At 60.5% G+C, this 22108-nt stretch carries 20 protein-coding genes and 2 tRNA genes; 5 read left to right on the top strand and 17 right to left on the bottom strand.

From position 1 onward, the window contains the following. From CAK78_RS18135 to fumC, 3 genes are all read left to right on the top strand, one after another. A partial coding sequence (locus CAK78_RS18135; protein WP_141214208.1) for an endonuclease/exonuclease/phosphatase family protein occupies window positions 1-620 on the top strand: 620 nt, incomplete at its 5' end. Window positions 621-936: 316 nt separating this feature from the next. Further along, a complete protein-coding gene (pepE, locus tag CAK78_RS18130; RefSeq protein WP_094698203.1) occupies window positions 937-1665 on the top strand; it encodes a dipeptidase PepE in 729 nt (242 codons plus the stop codon). 73 nt (window positions 1666-1738) lie between these two features. Next, on the top strand, window positions 1739-3133 hold the full coding sequence (gene fumC, locus CAK78_RS18125; RefSeq protein WP_005298174.1) for a class II fumarate hydratase: 1395 nt from the start codon (window positions 1739-1741) through the stop codon (window positions 3131-3133). A 67-nt stretch (window positions 3134-3200) separates the two neighbouring features. Here the strand turns inward: fumC and CAK78_RS18120 are convergent, their stop codons facing one another. After that, entirely contained in the window at window positions 3201-3575 is a 375-nt protein-coding gene (locus CAK78_RS18120; RefSeq protein ID WP_017783724.1) for a DUF1090 domain-containing protein, read from the bottom strand. Window positions 3576-3753: 178 nt separating this feature from the next. Between CAK78_RS18120 and CAK78_RS18115 the strand changes: the two genes are divergently transcribed. Then, window positions 3754-4107: a DsrE/DsrF/TusD sulfur relay family protein gene (locus CAK78_RS18115; protein ID WP_094698202.1), complete on the top strand. Its 354-nt coding sequence runs from the start codon at window positions 3754-3756 to the stop codon at window positions 4105-4107. A 134-nt stretch (window positions 4108-4241) separates the two neighbouring features. Further along, complete coding sequence (locus tag CAK78_RS18110; RefSeq protein WP_094698201.1) at window positions 4242-5324, top strand: protoglobin domain-containing protein; 1083 nt, start codon at window positions 4242-4244, stop codon at window positions 5322-5324. Here CAK78_RS18110 and CAK78_RS18105 read toward each other — a convergent pair. The 16 genes from CAK78_RS18105 to rlmE all read right to left on the bottom strand — a co-directional run bounded on the left by CAK78_RS18105 (window position 5318) and on the right by rlmE (window position 22057). Further along, on the bottom strand, window positions 5318-6535 hold the full coding sequence (locus tag CAK78_RS18105) for an MFS transporter (RefSeq protein ID WP_094698200.1): 1218 nt from the start codon (window positions 6533-6535) through the stop codon (window positions 5318-5320). The two genes, CAK78_RS18110 and CAK78_RS18105, sit on opposite strands and share 7 nt — an antisense overlap. Before the next feature lie 129 nt (window positions 6536-6664). Next, window positions 6665-8803: a polyribonucleotide nucleotidyltransferase gene (pnp, locus tag CAK78_RS18100; RefSeq protein WP_094698199.1), complete on the bottom strand. Its 2139-nt coding sequence runs from the start codon at window positions 8801-8803 to the stop codon at window positions 6665-6667. Window positions 8804-8970: 167 nt separating this feature from the next. Further along, the gene (rpsO, locus tag CAK78_RS18095) at window positions 8971-9240 is read right to left on the bottom strand and encodes a 30S ribosomal protein S15 (protein WP_005298162.1); all 270 of its coding nucleotides are present in this window, start codon (window positions 9238-9240) and stop codon (window positions 8971-8973) included. Window positions 9241-9383: 143 nt separating this feature from the next. Continuing rightward, complete coding sequence (gene truB / locus CAK78_RS18090) at window positions 9384-10334, bottom strand: tRNA pseudouridine(55) synthase TruB (protein WP_019839525.1); 951 nt, start codon at window positions 10332-10334, stop codon at window positions 9384-9386. 1 nt (window position 10335) lies between these two features. After that, entirely contained in the window at window positions 10336-10770 is a 435-nt protein-coding gene (rbfA, locus tag CAK78_RS18085; RefSeq protein ID WP_094698198.1) for a 30S ribosome-binding factor RbfA, read from the bottom strand. A 55-nt stretch (window positions 10771-10825) separates the two neighbouring features. Then, entirely contained in the window at window positions 10826-13528 is a 2703-nt protein-coding gene (infB, locus tag CAK78_RS18080) for a translation initiation factor IF-2 (protein ID WP_017783728.1), read from the bottom strand. Between the two features lie 20 nt (window positions 13529-13548). After that, window positions 13549-15051, bottom strand: coding sequence for a transcription termination factor NusA (nusA, locus tag CAK78_RS18075; RefSeq protein ID WP_005298150.1), 1503 nt, complete (start codon window positions 15049-15051; stop codon window positions 13549-13551). Between the two features lie 14 nt (window positions 15052-15065). Next, window positions 15066-15524 (bottom strand): ribosome maturation factor RimP, encoded by a 459-nt coding sequence (gene rimP, locus CAK78_RS18070; RefSeq protein ID WP_005298148.1) that lies wholly within the window; start codon window positions 15522-15524, stop codon window positions 15066-15068. Between the two features lie 166 nt (window positions 15525-15690). Continuing rightward, window positions 15691-15767: transfer RNA gene (locus CAK78_RS18065), tRNA-Met, on the bottom strand. 92 nt (window positions 15768-15859) lie between these two features. Further along, window positions 15860-15944, bottom strand: a tRNA-Leu gene (locus tag CAK78_RS18060). 7 nt (window positions 15945-15951) lie between these two features. After that, window positions 15952-16278 carry a preprotein translocase subunit SecG gene (secG, locus tag CAK78_RS18055; RefSeq protein ID WP_010633113.1) on the bottom strand — a complete coding sequence of 109 codons (327 nt, stop codon included), beginning with the start codon at window positions 16276-16278 and terminating at the stop codon, window positions 15952-15954. Continuing rightward, window positions 16279-17043, bottom strand: a complete 765-nt coding sequence (gene tpiA / locus CAK78_RS18050) for a triose-phosphate isomerase (RefSeq protein WP_094698197.1) — start codon at window positions 17041-17043, stop codon at window positions 16279-16281. Between the two features lie 131 nt (window positions 17044-17174). Beyond that, window positions 17175-18509 carry a phosphoglucosamine mutase gene (gene glmM, locus CAK78_RS18045; RefSeq protein ID WP_094698196.1) on the bottom strand — a complete coding sequence of 445 codons (1335 nt, stop codon included), beginning with the start codon at window positions 18507-18509 and terminating at the stop codon, window positions 17175-17177. Window positions 18510-18524: 15 nt separating this feature from the next. After that, entirely contained in the window at window positions 18525-19370 is an 846-nt protein-coding gene (folP, locus tag CAK78_RS18040) for a dihydropteroate synthase (protein ID WP_094698195.1), read from the bottom strand. 62 nt (window positions 19371-19432) lie between these two features. Beyond that, window positions 19433-21382 (bottom strand): ATP-dependent zinc metalloprotease FtsH, encoded by a 1950-nt coding sequence (gene ftsH, locus CAK78_RS18035; protein WP_017765155.1) that lies wholly within the window; start codon window positions 21380-21382, stop codon window positions 19433-19435. Between the two features lie 45 nt (window positions 21383-21427). Then, window positions 21428-22057, bottom strand: coding sequence for a 23S rRNA (uridine(2552)-2'-O)-methyltransferase RlmE (gene rlmE, locus CAK78_RS18030; RefSeq protein ID WP_005298136.1), 630 nt, complete (start codon window positions 22055-22057; stop codon window positions 21428-21430). Window positions 22058-22108: the final 51 nt, after the last annotated feature.

Below are 22108 nucleotides of genomic sequence, written 5' to 3'. Positions count from 1 at the left end.
CCAAGAACCACGCCGACGTGCCGGTGCGCATCAAGCGTGGCAACAAGGAGGAAGTGATCCACTTCCTCATCTCCCACCCGACCCCGCCCATCTTCGGCAACGCGGCGCGCCACAACGTCAAGCACAACCGGGCCGAAGTCGCCTTCTGGCAGGACTACGTGGAGACCGCCAGCTACATGGTGGATGACGCCGGCAAAGCCGGTGGCCTGCCCGCGGGTGCCAAGTTCGTCATCGCCGGCGATCTCAACGCCGATCCCCAGATTGGCGATGGGGATCTCACCGCCATTCAGGATCTGCACAACCATGTGCTGGTCAATCAGGCCGTCACCAACGGCGCCCTGATCCCGGTCAGCCAGGGCGGCCCCGAGTGCCTCGCCAGCCAGCCGGATCAGTGCAAGCGCAACAACAACCGCCCCACCCCGGAGCGCATCACCAGCAGCAGCGGCCTGCAGCTCGACCACGTGCTGCCCTCCGCCAACCTGAACGCGGTCGCCTCCGGCGTGTTCTGGCCGGCCAGCTTCGAGCCTGGCTACCACCTGGTGTACGACGCCAAGCTCGGCATCGCCAAGGGCGTCAGCTCGGATCACCGCCTGGTGTGGGTCGACTTCAAGCTCGACTGATCGCGCCAGACTGACCAAGGGGGCCTGCGGGTCCCCTTGTGCTTTTGTGGCCGCCGACGAAATTCAAAGAGGCCACTGACCCCGGATATCCTCTGCTCTACAGCCTCATCGCGCCCATATGCCACCCGCTCGGCACCATGGCGTCTGCCGCAGGCCCACCAGTGCCGGGCCTCTCTTTGGTCAAAAAACGGTCTCATCAGGGTACATGGCGAGTCGATCACAGAACCCGGCGCCGGATCGGGCTAGAATGGGGGCTTCCGTCAGCCGGCCGGGGCCGGTGACCTCTTCGCGCTTTCACTTATCGAGGACACGCTTCATGGAACTGCTTCTTCTCAGCAACGGCAAAGCCACCGAATGCCCGGGTCTGCTCGGCTGGGCCCGGGATCGGGTGCAGACCCTGCTCGCCCGCAAACAGGTCAAGCGCATCCTGCTCATCCCCTACGCGGTGATCCGCAGCGACTGGGATGCCCGTGCCCTGGAGCTCAGCGAGAGCCTAGGGGTGGAGGCCATCAGCATCCATCAGTTCGACGATCCGGTGGACGCCATCCAGCAGGCGGAGGCCATCTTCATCAGCGGCGGCAACACCTGGCGCCTCAACCAGCTGCTGCACGAAAACGGCCTGGTGGTGCCCATCCAGCGCGCCGTGCGCGAGCGGGGCGTGCCCTATGTGGGCTGGAGCGCCGGTTGCAACGTGGCGACCCCGAGCATCCGCACCACCAACGACATGCCGGTCTGCAGCGCCGCCGTGCTGCCGGCGCTGGGGCTGTTCCCGCTGCAGATCAACCCCCACTACCTGGACGCCAGCATCAGCGGCCACATGGGGGAGACCCGCGACGAGCGCCTGGCCGAGTTCTGTGCCATCAACCCGAGCGAACACGTGGTGGCTCTGCGCGAGGCAAGCCTGCTCCAGATAAGTGGCGAGCAGATCGAATACTGGAGCGCCCGCGGCGAAGGCTTCAAGATCTTCAAACACGCCGAGACCACCCAGGAGTTCAGCACGGCCGCGCCGCTGGCCGAGCTGACGCCGTTTCGCCCCCGCGGCTGATTGGCACTGACCGGCGGATAATTCGACAGGGGCGCAGGATGTCGCCCCTTTTTCGCAATGAAGGGAGAATGAGATGAAGAGCAGGAGTGAACACGACAGCTTCGGCGAGATAGCCGTACCGGCCGATCGGCTGTGGGGAGCCCAGACCCAGCGCTCCCTGCAGCACTTCGATATCTCCGGCGAGCGCCAGCCGATGGCGCTGATCCACGCGCTGGCCCGCATCAAGTCGGCCTGTGCCCGGGTCAATCACGCCAAGGGGCTGCTGCCCGCCCGCACGGCGCAGGCCATCATGAGCGCCGCCGACGAGATCCTGTGCGGCCAGCATGATGAGGAGTTCCCGCTGCGGGTATGGCAGACCGGCTCCGGCACCCAGACCAACATGAACCTCAACGAGGTGCTGGCCAACCGGGCCAGCGAGCTGCTCGGCGGCCCCCGCGGCGAGGGGCGGCTGGTGCACCCCAACGACGAGGTGAACAAGAGCCAGTCCAGCAACGACGTCTTCCCGAGCGCCATGAACCTGGCCGCCGTCACCACCCTCACCCGGCAACTGCTGCCCGCCCTGGCCACCCTGAGCGCTACCCTGGCCGGCAAGGCGGCTGCCTTCGACGACATCGTCAAGATAGGCCGCACCCATCTGCAGGATGCCACCCCGCTCACCCTGGGGCAGGAGTTCTCCGGCTGGGTGGCCCAGCTCGAGCAGGGGGAGCGCCATATCCGGGCCGCCCTGCCCCATTTGTGCGAGCTGGCGCTGGGGGGCACCGCCGTCGGCACCGGCCTCAACACCCCGCCCGGCTTCGCCGAGGCGGTGGCCGCCACCCTGGCCGAGCAGACCGGCCTGCCGCTGGTAAGCGCCCCCAACAAGTTCGAGGCGCTGGCCGCCAGCGACGCCCTGGTGCATGGCCACGGCGCCCTCAAGACGCTGGCCGCCTCCCTCATGAAGATCGCCAACGACGTGCGCTGGCTGGCGAGCGGCCCCCGCAGCGGGCTGGGGGAGCTGCTCATCCCGGAGAACGAGCCCGGCTCCTCCATCATGCCCGGCAAGGTCAACCCGACCCAGTGCGAGGCCCTCACCATGCTGTGCGCCCAGGTGATGGGCAACGACGTCGCCATCAACATCGGCGGCGCCAGCGGCAACTTCGAGCTTAACGTGTTCAGGCCGATGATCGCCCACAACTTCCTGCAGAGCGTGCGACTGCTGGCGGACGGCATGCAGAGCTTCCACGATCACTGCGCGGTCGGCATCAGCCCGAACCAGCCCCGCATCGACGAGCTGCTGGCCCGCTCCCTGATGCTGGTGACGGCGCTCAACCCTCATATCGGCTATGACAAGGCGGCAGAGATCGCCAAACGGGCCCACCATGAGGGGCTCAGCCTGCGGGAGGCGGCCATCGCCTCCGGTCACCTCACGGCGCAGCAGTTCGATGCCTGGGTGGTACCGGCCGACATGGTGGGCCGGCGCGGCAGCTGAAGCACCCTGGCGGAAGAGACGAGATAAAAAAGAAGCCGGGCTGCGCCGGCTTCTTTTTATCGACAAATCAGGATTTGATCAGCTTGCTGAGTGCGTCCAGCTCGCGCTGGGCGGCCAGCAATTTGGTCTGGGCCTCTTCCAGCTTGGCCTGCTTCTTGGCGATCTTGTCGGGCTTGCCCGTCACCCGGGCGTTCTGCAGCTCGACTAACCGCTCGTTGACCTGCTCCCTGAGCTCGGCCACCCGCTGCTGCTGCTCCTTGAACAGGCCCGCATCGGTGCAGTGGGTCTCGATATTGCGCAAGGCCCGCTCCAGCCCGGCCACCTGGTCCCCATTGTCGTGCGCCTTGGCAATGGCCAGCTGCTCCTTGACGGCCTGCTGGCGCGCCTTGCAACCTACAGCCTCACTGCCGTAGGCCTGACCGGCCAACAGCAACATGCTCATTCCGATAACCTTCCACATAACGACCTCGTTCCCCTGTCATGTTTGATGGCCGCCTATCAGACCGTACTCAGCCGGCCGGGTCAAGGCGCGGGCAAACCGCTACGACAGAGTTTGTGCGACGTCACGCCAATGGTGGGCTGCTGGGTCTACAATGGCGACTTTCATCAAGGAGTCCGTTATGAATCAAGAGATTGTCATCATCGCCAACGGCGCCCCCTATGGCAGCGAATCCCTGTTCAATGCCCTGCGCCTGGCCATCGCCCTGGGCGAACAGGGCGGTACCAGTCTGAAACTGTTTCTGATGTCCGATGCGGTCAGCGCCGCCCTGACGGGCCAGGCCCCGGCCGAGGGCTACAACCTGCGCCAGATGCTGGAGATCCTGCTGGCCCAGGGTGTCACCATCCGCCTTTGCAAGACCTGTACCGATGCTCGCGGCATCACGGCACTGCCGCTCATCGAGGGGATCGAGATCGGCACCCTGCCGCTGCTGGCCCAGTGGACCCTGGCCGCCCACAAGGTGCTCACCTTCTAGCACAAGGCAAAAATGGGCGCAGAGTTGATCTGTCACAACCCTGCGCCATTTGAAAACCTGCTCAAGACTGTTACTGTCTACACTATCAATTACATAACAATGCGTGCGCCTTCATTTTTGCTCGGGAAACTGTCATGAACCCAACCGAACAGACGCTGCTGGAGCAGATGCGGATCACAGAGTTCGAAATCGCCCATCGCAAGGAGCTACTGCTGCTGGACGAGCAGGATTTCCTCCTGCTCGCCAGCTATCGTCCCAAGATCGAGCCCCACATCGACGCCCTGGTCGACAAGTTCTACACCCTGCAGACCGGGATCACCGAGATTGCCCTGCTGATCGGCGACGCCGACACCCTGACCCGGCTGCGGGCGGCCCAGCGCCGCTACATTCTCGACCTGTTCAGCGGCCTGTATGACCTGGAGTACGTCAACAACCGGCTGCGCATCGGGTTGGTGCACAAGCGGATCGGGGTGGAACCCAAGCTCTACTTGGCCGCCATCAATACCCTGAAAGGGCTGCTCATCGAGGATATCTTCACCCAGATCCCCAGCGAGCAGGAGCGGGTTACCATGCTCACCGCCCTCGACAAGCTGTTCCTGTTCGACATCACTCTGGTGTTTGAGACCTATATCCGCAGCCTGGTGTCGGAGATCGAGTCCTCCAAGGAGAAATCCGAGCTTTACGCCAAGGCGCTGGAGGAGAAGGTACGCGAACGCACCCAACAGCTGGAGGAGATGAGCCGGACCGATGCCCTCACCGGCCTGCTCAGCGTGCGCCACCTGCAGGAGAACCTCACCCGCACCCTGCGCACCTGCCAGCGTCGCTCCGAGCCTGTGGTCATTGCCTACCTCGACATCAATGACTTCAAGCAGATCAACGACAACCAGGGCCATCAACGGGGGGACGAGATCCTGCGCATCGTCGGCGACTGCATTCGCCAGGTGTCACGGGTGGAAGATTGCTGCTTCCGCTACGGTGGGGACGAATTCTGCCTGATCCTGCCCAACTGCAACGAGGATCAGGCCAGGGACGTCTTCCTGCCCCGTCTCAACAAGACACTGGCCGAACGGACCGGTGACGTGACCCTCAGCATAGGGCTGGTGCAGACCGGGCCGGTGCAGTTCGACGAGGGCAACAGCCTGATCCGGCTGGCGGACGAGCGCATGTATGCCGCCAAGAAGGCGATGAAACAGGTCGCCCAGAAGGGTACTCACTGACCCGGGTTGGCCCGGGCCAGCTCGGGGCGCGGCATGCGGGCGCCCCACTCATAGAGCAGGAAGGTCAGCAGACAGAGCAACGCCATCAATGCATACAGCAGCTGCCCGTTCCACTGGGCAAGGATCCAGCCTCCCAGCAGGGCGCCTATGGCGCCACCCAGCCCGGCCAGCGCGCCGGCCCCGAAGTAGCTCCCCTTCAGATGTGGGGGCGACATCTGGTCGATCAGCACGTTGAGCAGCGGGAACAGTATGGTCTCCCCCACGCTCAGCATCAGCACGGCGCCGATCCAGTGCGACCACTGCTGCGGATCCCCCAGCGCAAACAGCACCTGAGCCCCCAGAAACAGGGTGATGCCGACCTGCAGGCGCACCTTGCCCGGCCAGCGGGCCAGCAGATGCAGCAGGGGAAACTGCAACAGCACCACGGTCAGGGCATTGGTGGCCACCAGGATGGCGATGAGGCTCGCCACCTCCGGGGTCCCGGCCCGGGTCAGGTACTGCACAAGCGGTGAGTGGAACTGGGAATAGACCAGGTTCATCAGCAGGTTGGCCAGCACCAGCAGCAAGAAGCCCCGATCCCGCCACAGCACCTTGATGGCCACCCGCAAGCCCAGCTCGTTGCCACGGGTCACCGCAACCCTGCTTTGCGCAAATCCCCAGAGGAAGGCTGCCCCCAGCAGCAGATAGCTGCCGCTGAGCAGCAGGAAGGTCTGCTGCTGGGCATTGATGCCCAGGGTCACCCCCAGCAAGGGGCCGAGGGCCGCCCCCAGGTTGAGCAGAAAGTAACGCAGGTGCAGCGCCAGCTCGCGGGCCTTGGCCGAGGCCAGGCTGTCGGCCATCAACGCCTTGCCGGGCGCATCGATGAGACCGGAGGAGAGACCGCTGCCAAGCACCCCGAGCCCGAGCCAGAACACAGAGTGGGAAAAGCCGAGCAGGCCGTAGCAGAGTACCGAGACCAGGCAGCCCGCCAGCAGGATGTTGCGCCGCCCCAGCTTGTCGGAGAGCCAGCCACCATAGAAGCTGACCAGAGTGGAGATGGCTGCGGTCGCCCCCAGCATGGCGCCGATGGCGGTCGCCGAGAGGCCATACTCCCGATAGAGCAAGATGGAGAGAAACGGCCAGACCATGTAATAGCTGGTGCGCACCATGAAGGTGCCCAGGATCACGGTCCAGACCAGGGGAGGAAACTGCCTGAGGAGGGCCCACGACATCACACTGCTCCTTGTTGCCCGTCGCGCGAGAAGCCTTTCGTTATAACAAGGGGCCTCAAGAGAGACAACATCAGGCCACAAATATAAAAAAAGCCGACCCTGAGGTCGGCTTTTTCACGGCTCGGCGACTTATTCGGCAGCCGGCTCTTCAACGGCAACGGCAGCCGGAGCGGCGGCAGCTTCGGTCGGGGCGTTCGCTTCCTTGATGGAGAGACGTACACGGCCCTGACGGTCCACTTCCAGTACCTTAACCTTCACCACGTCACCGATCTTCAGGTAGTCGGCCACGTTCTGCACGCGTGCATCGGTGATCTGGGAGATGTGTACCAGACCGTCTTTGCCCGGCAGGATGTTGACGAATGCGCCGAAATCGGCCAGACGGACAACCTTGCCTTCGTAGATGCGGTTCACTTCGATCTCGGCGGTGATGGCCTCGATGCGGCGGATCGCTTCCTTGGCGGCGTCACCGTCAACGGCGGCGATGCGGACGGTACCGTCATCATCCAGCTCGATGTTGGTGCCGGTCTCTTCGGTCAGGGCGCGGATCACGGAACCACCCTTGCCGATGACGTCCTTGATCTTCTCCGGGTTGATCTTGATGGTGTGGATGCGCGGGGCGAAATCGGAGATCTCGGCACGCGGCGCCTGGATGGCTTCGTCCATCACTTTCAGGATGTGCAGGCGAGCACCACGAGCTTGCTTCAGGGCAATCTCCATGATCTCTTTGGTGATGCCTTCGATCTTGATGTCCATCTGCAGGGCGGTCACACCTTCGTTGGTACCGGCAACCTTGAAGTCCATGTCGCCCAGGTGATCTTCGTCACCCAGGATGTCGGACAGCACGACGAAACCTTCTTCTTCCTTCACCAGACCCATGGCGATACCGGCAACGGAGGCCTTGATCGGCACACCGGCGTCCATCAGCGCCAGGGAGGAACCACAGACGGAGGCCATGGAGGAGGAGCCGTTGGATTCGGTGATTTCAGAGACCACGCGCACCACGTACGGGAACTCGTCGGCGCTCGGCATCACGGCGGCAACGCCACGCTTGGCCAGACGGCCGTGACCGATTTCGCGGCGCTTCGGGCTACCCATCATGCCGGTCTCACCGACGCAGTATGGCGGGAAGTTGTAGTGCAGCATGAAGCGATCGGCGCGGTTGCCGGTCAGCTCGTCGATGTTCTGGGCGTCACGCTCGGTACCCAGGGTCGCAACGACCATGGCCTGGGTTTCACCGCGGGTGAACAGGGCGGAGCCGTGGGCACGCGGCAGTACGCCGGTGGCGACGGACAGGGCGCGGATCATTTCCGGATCGCGACCATCGATACGCGGCTCGCCACGAACAACGCGACCACGGACGATGCGGCTTTCCAGGCTGTGGAACTCTTCACCGATCTTCTTGGCATCTTCTTCCACGCCGGAAGCGATCACCTGCTCAACCACGCGAGCCTTGATGGCGCCGATGGTCTCGTAACGCACGGCCTTCTCGGTGATGCGGTAGGCTTCACCCAGCTCAGCTGTCGCCAGCTCGGCAACCTTGGCTTTCAGCGCTTCGTTGACGGCAGGCGCAGTCCAGTTCCACGGCTTGGTGCCGACGTCGGCAGCGAATTCGTTGATGGCATTGATAACGGCCTGCATCTGCTCGTGACCGAATACCACGGCGCCCAGCATCACCTCTTCGGAGAGGATGGCCGCTTCGGATTCAACCATCAGCACGGCGTTGGCGGTACCGGCAACCACCAGATCCAGATCGCTCTGGGGCAGTTCGGTAGTGGTCGGGTTCAGCACGTACTGACCGTTCATGTAACCCACGCGGGCTGCACCGATCGGGCCGCCGAACGGGATGCCGGAAATGGCCAGCGCCGCGGAGGCACCGATCATGGCAACGATGTCGGGAGAGACGGCCGGGTTCACGGACATGACGGTGGCAACCACCTGAACCTCATTGAGGAAGCCTTCCGGGAACAGCGGACGAATAGGACGGTCGATCAGACGGGAGATCAGGGTCTCGCCTTCGCTCGGGCGACCTTCACGACGGAAGAAACCACCCGGGATACGACCAGCAGCATAGGTACGCTCCTGGTAGTTGACGGTCAGCGGGAAGAAATCACGGCCGTGATCGGCCTCTTTCTTGCCAACAACGGTCACAAATACGCAGGTATCGTCCATGCTGACCATGACGGCCGCAGTGGCTTGACGGGCCATCACACCGGTTTCCAGAGTGACGGTGTGTTGACCGTACTGGAATGACTTTACAATAGGATTCACGTGAATTTCCTTTTTACAATTTGGCGCTTTAAATTCGCGTGCAAGTATACTTGATTCGATGCAAAAGGTAAGCAGTGACACAAATTCTGTGAGGGCGGCAACAGCCTGACGCGCAATAAAAAAGGGGAACCCGGAGGTTCCCCTTTTTCGCGAAATCTGATGGTCGATTAACGACGCAGACCCAGCTTGGCGATCAGAGCAGCGTAACGCTGAACGTCTTTACGCTTCAGGTAGTCCAGCAGCTTACGACGCTGGGAAACCATGCGCAGCAGACCGCGACGACCGTGGTGATCCTTGGAGTGCTCCTTGAAGTGACCTTGCAGATGGTTGATCTGGGCAGTCAGCAGGGCAACTTGCACTTCGGGGGAGCCAGTGTCGTTGGCGCAACGAGCGTTGTCAGCAACGATTTGAGCTTTGATCTCAGCATTTAGAGACATGGTAATACTCCAGTAGAGTGTTTAAAGGTTCACAGCCAATCTCTAATTCAGCCGTGAAATGAGGGCGGTATCATAATCGTCCCCGCCCCTTTTCGCAACGATAAAGACGCGCAACGGGCGAGTAACCTGATACCGCCGGAGGATCACTCCTCGTCGTGGTAGCGCACCAGACGCTTGGGCGCGACGCGCCCCTCGTCGTCGATCTCGCCAACCCCGATGAATTCGCGCTCCGGGCCGACCGTCATACGGACCTGGCCGCTCTGCGGACTGCCTGCCACCTGCACGGCCTGGCCCTGGTTCACATAGGCGGCCACGGCAGCCAGCATGTTCACCTCGGGCAGGGAGGCCACCGCGGTATCCATCGGCAGCAGCAGGGGATCCAGCTGCTCGCGCGGCGGAATACTCTCGGCCTTGGCCTGCTCGAAGATGCACTCGAGCTGCTCCAGGGTCAGCATCCGCTCATAGGGGTAGCTGGCCACCTGGGTGCGACGCAGCTGGGTGACGTGGGCGCCACAACCCAGCACTTCCCCCAGATCGTCCACCAGGGAGCGAATGTAGGTACCCTTGCTGCAGTGCACCTCAAGTCGCACCTCATCCCCTTCAAAGCTCAGCAGTTTGAGCTCGAAGACGGTGATGGGACGGGCTTCCCGCTCGATCTCGATGCCTTCGCGGGCATATTCGTAGAGCGGGCGACCGTTGTGCTTGAGGGCCGAATACATGGACGGCACCTGCATGATGGGGCCACGGAACTGGTCCAGCGCCTCGATCAGGGTACCCACGGCCACGTTCACCGGGCGGGTGGAGACCACCTCGCCATCGGAGTCGCTGGTGTTGGTGCGCTCGCCCAGCTTGGCGGTCACCTCATAGCGCTTGTCCGCCTCCAGCAGATACTGGGAGAACTTGGTGGCTTCGCCGAGGCAGATCGGCAGCATGCCGGTTGCCAGCGGATCCAGGGCGCCGGTGTGACCGGCCTTGGCAGCGTTGTAAATCCGTTTGACCTTCTGCAACACATCGTTGGAGGTCAGGCCGGTCGGCTTGTCCAGCAGCAGGATACCGTGTACGTCACGGCCCTTGAAACGACGTCTACGAGACATCTCAGGCTTTATCCTCAGTAGTGCCATCCGGCGCGGCTTCGTCTTCTTCACGACCGGATTCGGCCATGCGACGCTTGTCTTCGCGGATGGTGTTGGTCACCAGGTTGGAGAGGCGCATCCCCTCAACCAGGGTCTGATCATAGAAGAAGCGCAACTCGGGCACCACGCGCAGGCGCATGGCACTGCCCAGCAGGCTGCGGATGTAGCCGGCGGCTTCGGTCAGCGCCTTGAGCCCTTCCTTGATGCGCTCGGCATCATTTTCCAGCTGCAAGAAGGTGACATACACCTTGGCGTAATTGAGGTCACGGGACACTTCCACATCGGAAACGGTCACCATGCCGATGCGCGGGTCTTTTACCTCGCGCTGCAGAATGAGCGCGATTTCGCGCTGGATCTGCTGTCCGACCCGACGGGTCCGGCTAAATTCTCTGGCCATATTCTATCCTGCGATAAAAGGGGGCCGCGGCCCCCTATTTAATCTGACTCTTGGCTTACAGAGTCCGTTGGATTTCAACGGTCTCGTAAACTTCGATCTGGTCGCCTTCGCGCACGTCGTTGTAGTTCTTGACCGCAATACCACACTCGTAGCCGTTCTTGACTTCGTTGACGTCATCCTTGAAGCGACGCAGGGATTCCAGCTCGCCTTCATAGATAACCACGTTGTCGCGCAGAACGCGAATGCGGTTGGAACGCTTGACCACACCTTCGGTAACCATACAGCCGGCAACGGCGCCGAACTTCGGTGACTTGAAGACGCTGCGCACTTCGGCCAGACCGATGATTTCCTGACGGTACTCGGGGGCCAGCATGCCGCTCATGGCCTGCTTCACTTCGTCGATCAGGTCATAGATGACGGAGTAGTAACGCAGATCCAGGCTCTCGGCATCGATGACCTTGCGAGCAGAGGCATCGGCACGGACGTTGAAGCCCACCAGGATGGCGCTGGACGCGGCCGCCAGAGTGGCGTCGGTCTCGGTGATACCACCCACGCCGGAACCGACGATCTTCACCTTCACTTCGTCGGTGGAGAGCTTGACCAGCGCATCGCAGATCGCTTCCACGGAACCCTGTACGTCGGCCTTGATCACCACGTTCACTTCGGACACTTCGCCTTCGGTCATGTTGGCGAACATGTTCTCCAACTTGGCCTTCTGCTGGCGCGCCAGCTTGACTTCGCGGAACTTGCCCTGACGATAGAGCGCCACTTCACGGGCTTTCTTCTCGTCACGCACGACGGTGGCTTCGTCACCGGCAGAGGGAACGCCGGACAGGCCGAGGATTTCCACCGGCAGGGACGGGCCCGCTTCCTTGATCTCGCGACCCAATTCGTCACGCATGGCACGTACACGGCCGTATTCGAGACCGCACAGCACGATGTCGCCCTGACGCAGGGTACCTTCCTGTACCAGCACGGTGGCAACCGGACCACGGCCCTTGTCGAGGAAGGACTCGATCACGACGCCGTTGGCCATGCCGTCAACCACGGCTTTCAGCTCCAGTACTTCGGCCTGGATCAGAATGGCTTCCAGCAGGTCGTCGATGCCTTCGCCAGACTTGGCGGAGACGTGCACGAACTGGCAGTCACCACCCCAGTCTTCGGACATGACGTTGTAGCGGGCCAGCTCGGTCTTGACGCGATCCGGATCCGCTTCCGGCTTGTCGATCTTGTTGACCGCAACAACCAGCGGCACACCGGCAGCCTTGGCGTGCTGGATGGCTTCGATGGTCTGCGGCATCACGCCGTCGTCCGCTGCAACGACCAGCACCACGATGTCGGTTGCCTTGGCACCACGAGCACGCATGGAGGTAAACGCCGCGTGACCCGGGGTATCCAGGAAGGTGATCATGCCGCTGTCGGTCTGTACGTGGTACGCACCGATGTGCTGGGTAATACCACCTGCTTCACCGGCAGCCACCTTGGCTTTACGGATGTAGTCCAGCAGCGAGGTCTTGCCGTGGTCAACGTGACCCATGATGGTCACGACCGGCGCGCGCGGCTTGGCTTCGGAGGTTTCGTCACGATCGGACAGCACCGCCTCTTCCAGCTCGTTCTCACGACGCAGCACCACCTTGTGACCCATCTCCTCGGCGACCAGCTGAGCGGTCTCCTGGTCGATCACCTGGTTGATGGTGGCCATGGCACCCATCTTCATCATCACCTTGATGACTTCAACACCCTTGACGGCCATCTTGTTGGCGAGCTCCGCCACAGTGATGGTCTCGCCGATGATGACGTCACGGTTGACGGCGGCAGCCGGCTTGTTGAAGCCGTGCTTCATGGCGTTCGGGGTAGCCACCTTGCCACGCTTGCCTTTACGGGCGCGCGGGTCACGGGAGTTGCGGTCGTTGCGATCGTCGTCGCGGCGACCGGCCTTCTTCGGCCCCTTGGCAGCCGCAGCGGTGCGGCGGCTGGTCTCTTCCTTGCGATCCAGCTCATCTTCAGCAGCTTGGGCGTGCTTGGAGGTGGTCACATGGTAATCGCTGCTCTCTTTGGCGCGAGCGGCTTCTTCTTCAGCCCAGCGGGCTGCGTTCTGTTCCGCCATGACGCGAGCCTCTTCGGCTTTCTTGGCGGCGAGTTCTTCAGCCTTTTGCAAAGCTGTTTGTTCCTGTTGGCGCTTCAGTTCTTCTGCTTCGCGCTTGGCCATCTTTTCTGCCTCTTGCTGAGCTGTGCTACTGGCTGCTTTGGCGGGCTGTTGAGCCTGTCGAGCCTTTTGTTGTGCCTCGATTCGCGCCTTTTCCTCAGCTTCACGACGAGCCTGCTCAGCCTCACGGCGAGCCTTCTCTTCAGCATCGAGACGAGCCTTCTCTTCGGCTTCGCGACGTGCTGTTTCTTCTGCTTCCAAACGCGCTTTTTCCTCGGCTTCCGCCTGACGCTGTTCATCTTCCAGCGCCGAGCGTCTTACATAGGTGCGAGACTTGCGCACTTCCACCTGCACTTCCTTGTTCTTGCCGCCAGTCCCCTGAACACTGATGGTGCTCTTGGTCTTGCGTTGCAAGGTCATGCGGGCAGGTGCGGCGACCTCGTCACCTCCATGCTGTTTCTTCAGGTGAGTCAGCAGAGTCTGTTTCTCAGACTCGCTGACCATGTCGTCGGCCTTGCTCTTGCTGATACCGGCATCGACAAACTGCTGGAGAAGACGATCAACCGGTGTGTCGATGTCAGTGGCAAGTTGTTTGACTGATACTTCTGCCATTCATTTTCCTCCGTTTGATCTTAACTAGACTGCTCTTCTCCGAACCAACAGATATTGCGAGCAGCCATAATCAGCTCACCGGCCTTCTCGGCGGTCAGCCCTTCGATATCAGCAAGGTCATCGATGCCTTGCTCTGCCAAATCTTCCAGGGTACCGATGCCGCGAGCGGCCAGGGCGTACGCCATTTCACGACCGAGGCCGTTCAGATTGAGCAGTTCTTCGGAAGGTTCAACACCTTCAAAGGATTCTTCTTTGGCCAGCGCCTTGGTGGTCAGGGCGTCTTTGGCACGCTTGCGCAGCTCTTCGACCATGTCTTCATCCAGACCGTCGATGGCCAGCAGCTCGTTGACCGGTACGAAGGCGATCTCTTCCAGGGTGGAGAAGCCCTCTTCCATCAGCAGGCCGGCGAAATCGTCATCGATGTCGAGAGTGCTGGTGAACAGGTTCATGATGCGGTCGTTTTCGGCCTGGTGCTTGGCACGCATGTCCTCAACGGTCATCACGTTCAGTTCCCAACCGGTCAGCTGGGAGGCCAGACGCACGTTCTGACCGTTGCGGCCGATGGCCTGAGCCAGGTTGGCGGCTTCCACGGCGATGTCCATGGTGTGGTTGTCTTCATCGACGATGATGGAGGCCACATCAGCCGGCGCCATGGCGTTGATCACGTACTGGGCCGGGTTGTCATCGTACAGCACGATGTCGGCGCGCTCGCCGCTCAACTCGGCGGAGACCGCCTGAACGCGGGCACCGCGCATGCCGATACAGGCACCGATCGGGTCGATGCGGCGATCGTTGGTCTTCACCGCGATCTTGGCGCGGGAACCCGGATCACGGGCCGCGCCCATGATTTCGATCATCTCTTCGCCGATTTCCGGCACTTCGATGCGGAACAGCTCTTTCAGGAAGTCCGGGCTGGAGCGGCTGACGAACAGCTGGGAACCACGGGCTTCCGGACGTACTGCGTAGAGCAGGCCGCGGATGCGGTCGCCCGGACGGAAAGTCTCGCGCGGCAACATGTCGTCGCGGAAGATCACGGCCTCGGCGTTGCTGCCCAGATCCAGGATCACGTTGTCGCGGTTGCTCTTCTTGACCACGCCACTGATGATGGTGCCTTCTTTGTCCTTGAACTGGTCAACGACTTGTGAACGCTCGGCTTCGCGCACTTTCTGCACGATGACCTGCTTGGCGGTCTGGGTGGTGATGCGGTCGAAGGTGACGGAGTCGATCTGATCTTCTACATATTCACCGATCTGGATGTCCGGCTGCTCGATCTGCGCCGCTTCCAGGGTGATCTCGGCGTAGGGGTTCTCCATGGCGGCCTGATCCGCGATGACGACCCAGCGGCGATAGGTGTCGTAGTCGCCGGTCTTGCGATCGATCTCTACCCGAACCTCGATCTCGCCTTCATATTTTTTCTTGGTCGCCGTCGCCAGTGCGGTTTCCAGAGCCTGGAAAATCTTCTCGCGGGGAACCGCCTTCTCGTTGGACACTGCGTCAACGACCAGCAAAATCTCTTTATTCATATCCGATAGCCTCGTTAACCAAAGTTCGGCACTATGTTCGCTTTTTGGATATTGGTGAAAGCCAACACTTCGTCCTTACCATCTACCGTCAGAGTGATCATGTCGCCCTGCACGGCTTTGATTACGCCTTTGAACTTGCGGCGGTTGTTTGTTGCCATCCGAAGCGAAACCGCCGCCTCTTGGCCAACGTATTTTTCGAACTGGGCAACCTTGAACAGGGGGCGATCCAGACCCGGGGATGACACCTCGAGGTAATACTCCTCGGTGATGGGATCCTCGACGTCCATGATGGCGCCAACCTGATGGCTGACTTCTGCACAGTTCTCGACGCTCACGCCATGCTCGCCGTCGATGTAGACGCGCAAGGTGGAGTGTTTACCCGCACGGATAAACTCGATACCCCACAGTTCAAAACCCAAGGCAACGACAGGAGCCTCGAGCAGATCGGTCAAACGTTGTTCCAACGTAGCCAAAGTCACCCTCCGAAAAACAAAAAAAGGGCATAAAGCCCAGATAGAAATAGATTCAGAGTAAATTGCACATAACAAAAAGCCCCGATGTCAAATCGGGGCTTGGCGCTTTACCCTGATTGTCGCCTCGCAGCGACCGCCTTCCTGAGCGTAGGAAATGCGTGAAATTTGGTTGCGGGGGCCGGATTTGAACCGACGACCTTCGGGTTATGAGCCCGACGAGCTACCATGCTGCTCCACCCCGCGTCCGAAATCGTGCGAGATTATAGCCACTTCACTCTCGTCACACAAGACTGACTGGCTATAACACACCTGGTCACCCAGGCTTACTGCTTAATTGGTGCCGTGGGCGGGACTCGAACCCGCACACCCTAGAGCACTACCCCCTCAAGATAGCGTGTCTACCAATTCCACCACCACGGCAAAACTCTTACTCGGGAACGTCAGTGTCTTTCTTTACTGGCGCTTTGCTCTGCTCAACCTGTTGGGTCTGTTGCAGATTTTCCCATTCACTACCCTGTTTGACCTTGTTGCTGGACATAGAGCCAAGCACCAGGCTAATCAAGAAGAAGAGAGTAGCCAAAATCGCTGTTGTGCGGGTCAGGAAACTGCCTGAACCACCGGAGCCGAATACGGTATTCGATGCCCCTGCGCCGAAGGAGGCGCCCATGTCAGCCCCTTTACCTTGCTGAATCATCACCAGACCAATCAGAGCCAGTGATACCAGCAGATAAACGACCAAAAGAATCTCGTACATTTAACTTGCACCCTTTGCCGCTTCAACAATTCCCAAAAACGTCTGGTCATCGAGACTTGCTCCACCAATCAGGCCGCCGTCAACGTCGGGCTGGGCAAACAACTCTCTCGCATTGGCCGGTGTCACGCTCCCACCATAGATGATTCTGACTTTCTCACCTATGACCGGAGTATCCTCCGCCAAGCGACCACGTATAAAGGAATGAACCTCTTGTGCCTGCTCGGGTGTGGCGCATTTACCTGTACCTACAGCCCAAATCGGCTCGTAGGCGATGATAGCATTATCGAAAGCCATCGCGCCATTTTTCTCTATGACGATATCCAGTTCTTCGGCAATCACCTCGAAGGTTCTTCTTGCCTGCCTTGCCGCACCCGACTCGCCCAAACAGAGGATTGGAACAAGTCCTGCAGACCTGGCTGCCGCAAACTTCTCTGCGACGATAAAACTGGTCTCACCAAAGAGACGCCTGCGCTCGGAGTGCCCTACCAATACGTATCGACACCCTGCCTCGACCAGCATCTGACACAAGACTTCCCCCGTGTAAGCGCCTTGTCTGTGCTGGCTCACATTCTGAGCCCCCAACTTCATCACACTCTGCTCACCGAGCAGGGCGGCCGTGAAGTCGAGATGCACATGGGATGGACACAAGACCACGTCTACCTGTTCATCAACACCTTTCAGGCATTGACCGGCAAACTGCTCTAACTGCGACCTACTACCGTGTAACTTCCAATTGGCTGCTACAAACGGCTTGCGATGTCCCATCGGCAACTCCCTTGCGAAAGCGGGGCTGATAATATCCAGAGGATTGTCAGCTGACAAGCGCTATTTTCAAATTTTTGAATCGTTTGAACAAGATACAACCAGGGCGGCTAAAAAACCGCCCCACTTGTTCATTAAAACGCCGATTCAACCTGTTGTGCAATGCGTTGTGCCATATCGCGCACCTGTTGCTCGTGCTCCCCCTCCACCATGACGCGGATCAGGGGTTCGGTGCCGGACTTGCGCAGCAGCACGCGACCACGACCGGCCAGCTCCTGTTCCACCTTGGCGACCTCCTGCTGTACGGCATCGGCCGCCAGCGGATCCTTGCCTTCGGCAAAGCGCACGTTGACCAGCACCTGCGGGAACTTGTTCATGCCGGAGCGCAGCTTGGCCAGCGGCATCTCGGCGGTGCAGATGGCGGTCAGCACCTGCAGGGCGGCGACGATGCCATCCCCCGTAGTGGTCTGATCCAGGCAGATGATGTGACCGGAGTTCTCGCCACCGATGCGCCACCCCTTCTCGTTCATCATCTCCAGCACGTAGCGGTCACCGACCTTGGCGCGGGCGAACGGGATGCCCAGGGTCTGCAGCGCCAGCTCCAGGCCCATGTTGGCCATCAGGGTGCCGACCACACCGCCCTTGAGGCGGCCATTGCGCAGGGCATCCCGGGCGATGATGTAGAGGATCTCGTCCCCGTCGATGATATAGCCGGTGTGATCCACCATCACCAGGCGATCGCCATCGCCGTCGAAGGCAACGCCGAGATCAGCCTTGCACTCCAGCACCTTGGCGGCCAGTGCCTCCGGGGCGGTCGAGCCGACACCGTCATTGATGTTGAGACCATCCGGGCTGCAGCCGATGGCGATCACCTCGGCCCCCAGCTCGCGGAAAACGGAAGGCGCGATGTGATAGGTGGCACCATGGCCGCAATCCACCACCATCTTCAGCCCTTCCAGACTCAGGTTGGAGGGGAAGGTGCTTTTGCAGAATTCGATGTAACGACCGGCGGCATCGTCGATGCGCAGCGCCTTGCCAAGCTCCGCAGACTCCACGCACTTCAGTTCGTGATCCAGCTCGGCTTCGATGGCCAGCTCGACCTCGTCAGGCAGCTTGGTGCCATCGGCGGAGAAAAATTTGATGCCGTTGTCGTAATAGGGGTTATGGGAAGCACTGATGACAATGCCTGCTTCGGCACGGAAGGTGCGGGTCAGGTAGGCAACGGCCGGGGTGGGCATGGGGCCCATCAGAATGGCCTTGAGACCGGCGGCGGAAAGACCCGCTTCCAGCGCCGACTCCAGCATGTAGCCGGAGATGCGGGTATCCTTGCCGATCAGCACCTTGCGGGTACCCTTCTTGGAGAGCACCTTGCCCGCAGCCCAGCCCAGTTTCATCACGAAATCCGGAGTGATCGGGTATTCACCCACCTTGCCGCGTACACCATCGGTGCCAAAATACTTTCTTGCCATTGTTTGTTCTCTTTTTTATTTGGATATGAAATCTTGTCCCGTCATGACCATCCAGCCGGTGCGCAGAGCATCCATGGTCGCTCGCACATCGTGCACCCGGATGATCCGGGCACCACGCTGCATCCCGACAAGGGCACAGGCCAGGCTGCCGGCCAGCCGTTCATCAACAGGGCGACCGAGCAGGTTGCCTATCATAGACTTTCGCGACATCCCGACCAAGAGCGGAAGCTGGTAATCGAGCAATGACTCCTGCTGTGCCAGCAGCTGATAGTTGTGCGCAAGGGTCTTGCCAAAACCGTAGCCAGGGTCCAGCAGCAGCTGTTCACGAGCGATGCCGGCCGTCAAGCAGGCGGCGATCCGCTCGTCAAAAAAGGCTCTCACCTCCCCCAACAGATCGTCGTAATGGGGCTCGGCCTGCATGGTTCTCGGTTGCCCCTGCATGTGCATCAGACACACGGGGACGTCGGCAGCGGCAGCCGCAGCCAGTGCACCAGGTTCGAGCAGGGCTCGTACGTCGTTGATAAGATGGGCCCCCGCCGCGCAGCCCTCCCGCATGACCGCCGCCTTGGATGTGTCGAGGGAGATCATCACGTCGAGCTCGGCCACCATGCGCTCCACCACGGGAAGGACCCTGTCCAGCTCCTCCTGCTCGCTCACGTCGGGCGCGCCGGGACGGGTCGACTCGCCACCGATGTCGATGAGGGTTGCCCCCTCCGCCACCATCTGGCGCGCATGGGTCATCGCCCGCTCCAGCTGATTGAAATGACCACCGTCGGAGAAGGAGTCCGGCGTCACGTTGAGGATCCCCATGACGTGGGGACGTTCGAGGGAGAGGCTGAGCCCCTTGCTGGTTAGCTGCATCGTTATTTCCGTTGATATAAAGAAAAACCCCGGGGCCAGCCCGGGGTTTGTATCATCACGATTTATTTGGCAGGCAGGTCATTGGCCTTGTCGATATCGACATCGGCAACCTGTTCCGCCTCGGTCACGGTCGGCTTGGGCTCGGGTGCCACAGTAGCACCACCCTGCGGGGTATCGCCGTGCTCGTCATGCCAGTTGCTGGGAGCACGCACTTCGCGACGAGCCATCAGATCATCGATCTGCTTGGCATCGATGGTTTCGTACTTCATGAGCGCATCTTTCATGCTGTGCAGCACGTCCATGTTGTCCAGCAGGATCTGCTTGGCACGGTCGTAGTTGCGGTCGATCACCTGCTTGACCTCGGCATCGATAATGCGGGCAGTGTCATCGGACATGTGCTTGGCCTTGGCCATGCTGCGACCGAGGAACACCTCACCATCTTCTTCCGCATAGAGCATGGGACCGAGACGCTCGGACATGCCCCACTGGGTCACCATCTTGCGGGCGATGTCGGTGGCACGCTCGATGTCGTTGGATGCACCGGTCGATACCTTCTCGGCACCGTAGATCAGCTCTTCCGCCAGACGGCCACCGTACAGGCTGGAGATCATGGACTCCAGATGCTGCTTGGAGTGGCTCCAGCGATCCTGCTCCGGCAGGTACATGGTCACACCCAGCGCACGGCCGCGCGGAATGATGGAGACCTTGTAGACAGGGTCATGATCCGGTACCACGCGACCAATGATGGCGTGACCCGCTTCATGATAAGCCGTCATCTCCTTCTCGGACTCTTTCATCACCATGGAGCGACGTTCTGCGCCCATCATGATCTTGTCCTTCGCCTTCTCGAACTCTGCCATGGACACCACGCGGCGGCTTTCGCGCGCGGAGAACAGAGCGGCTTCGTTGACCAGGTTGGCCAGATCGGCACCGGAGAAACCAGGAGTACCGCGGGCAATCAGCGCCGGGTTGACGTCATCCGCCAGCGGCACCTTGCGCATATGCACCTTGAGGATCTGCTCGCGGCCACGCACATCCGGCAGACCGACCACGACCTGACGGTCAAAACGGCCCGGACGCAGCAAGGCAGGATCCAGTACGTCAGGACGGTTGGTAGCGGCGATGACGATGATGCCTTCATTGCCCTCAAAGCCATCCATCTCGACCAGCATCTGGTTCAAAGTCTGCTCGCGTTCATCGTGGCCACCGCCCAGACCGGCGCCACGCTGGCGACCGACGGCGTCAATCTCATCGATGAAGATGATGCAGGGGGAGGATTTCTTGGCCTGCTCGAACATGTCGCGTACCCGGGAGGCACCCACACCCACGAACATCTCGACGAAATCGGAACCCGAAATGGTGAAGAAAGGCACCTTGGCCTCACCCGCAATGGCCTTGGCCAGCAGGGTCTTACCGGTACCGGGAGGACCTACCAGCAATACGCCGGTCGGGATCTTGCCGCCCAGTTTCTGGAATTTGCTCGGGTCGCGCAGATAGTCGACCAGCTCCTTGACCTCTTCCTTGGCCTCATCGCAACCGGCTACGTCGGCGAAAGTGGTCTTGATCTGATCTTCACTCATCAGGCGAGCCTTGCTCTTGCCAAACGACATGGCACCTTTGCCACCGCCGCCCTGCATCTGACGCATGAAGAAGACCCAGACACCGATCAGCAACAGCATCGGGAACCAGGAGATAAAGATGGAGGTGATCAGAGACGGCTCTTCCGGCTTCTCGCCCATCACTTTGACATTGTGATTGAGCATGTCGTTGAGCAGCTGGGGATCCGGCGCCGGGATGATGGTGGTGAAGCGTTCACCGGTGCGCTTGACGCCATTAATGACCTTGCCATCCATCCGTACTTCACGGATCTGCTCTTGGGTCACTTCTTTAACGAAGCTGGAATAGTCCAGCTGGCGACTGGTGGTATCGCTGGGGCTGAAGCTATTGAACACCGACATCAACACGACGGCGATGACCAGCCACAGGATTAGGTTTTTCGCCATGTCACTCAAATCAGTAACCTCGCAGACTGACAGTTAACGATGAAGGTTAGGGTACTACAGTTTAAAACCGGTAGCCACAATGTAGACTTCTCGTGAACGGGCACGAGACGAGTCTGGTTTACGAATCTTGACAGCAGAGAAAAGCTTACGGATTTCATTGAGATAGATGTCAAACCCCTCTCCCTGGAATACCTTGACCACGAAACTGCCGTTGGAACGCAGGACCTGATTGCACATGTCCAGCGCCAGTTCGACCAGATACATGGAACGGGCCTGATCCACCTGCTGGGTACCGCTCATATTGGGTGCCATGTCGGACATGACAACGTCAACCTTGTCCGGGCCAACCCGCTCAAGCAGGGCTCCCAGTACAGTTTCCTCCCGAAAGTCCCCCTGCAGGAAATCGACACCGGCGATGGAATCCATCGGCAGAATGTCGCAGGCGATCACCCGGCCCTTGTCACCGACCTGATCGATGGCAAACTGGGACCATCCACCGGGGGCCGCCCCCAGGTCCACCACCGTCATGCCGGGCTTGAGCAGTTTGTCCTTGCCCTGGATCTCGTCGATCTTGAACACGGCACGGGAACGCAGCCCCAACTTCTGGGCTTTCTTGACGTATTGATCGTCAAAATGCTCTTTTAACCAGCGGGTTGAACTGGGGGAATGTTTTTTCTGGGTCATGATTGTCGACTTTAAAAAACCACAAGGGTTATTAGTATTAAGGGCTAAGTG

This window comes from Aeromonas sp. A35_P (assembly GCF_002259925.1).
GTDB classification, from domain to species: Bacteria; Pseudomonadota; Gammaproteobacteria; order Enterobacterales; family Aeromonadaceae; genus Aeromonas; species Aeromonas dhakensis.
This window is presented reverse-complemented; position numbering and strand designations above follow the sequence as displayed.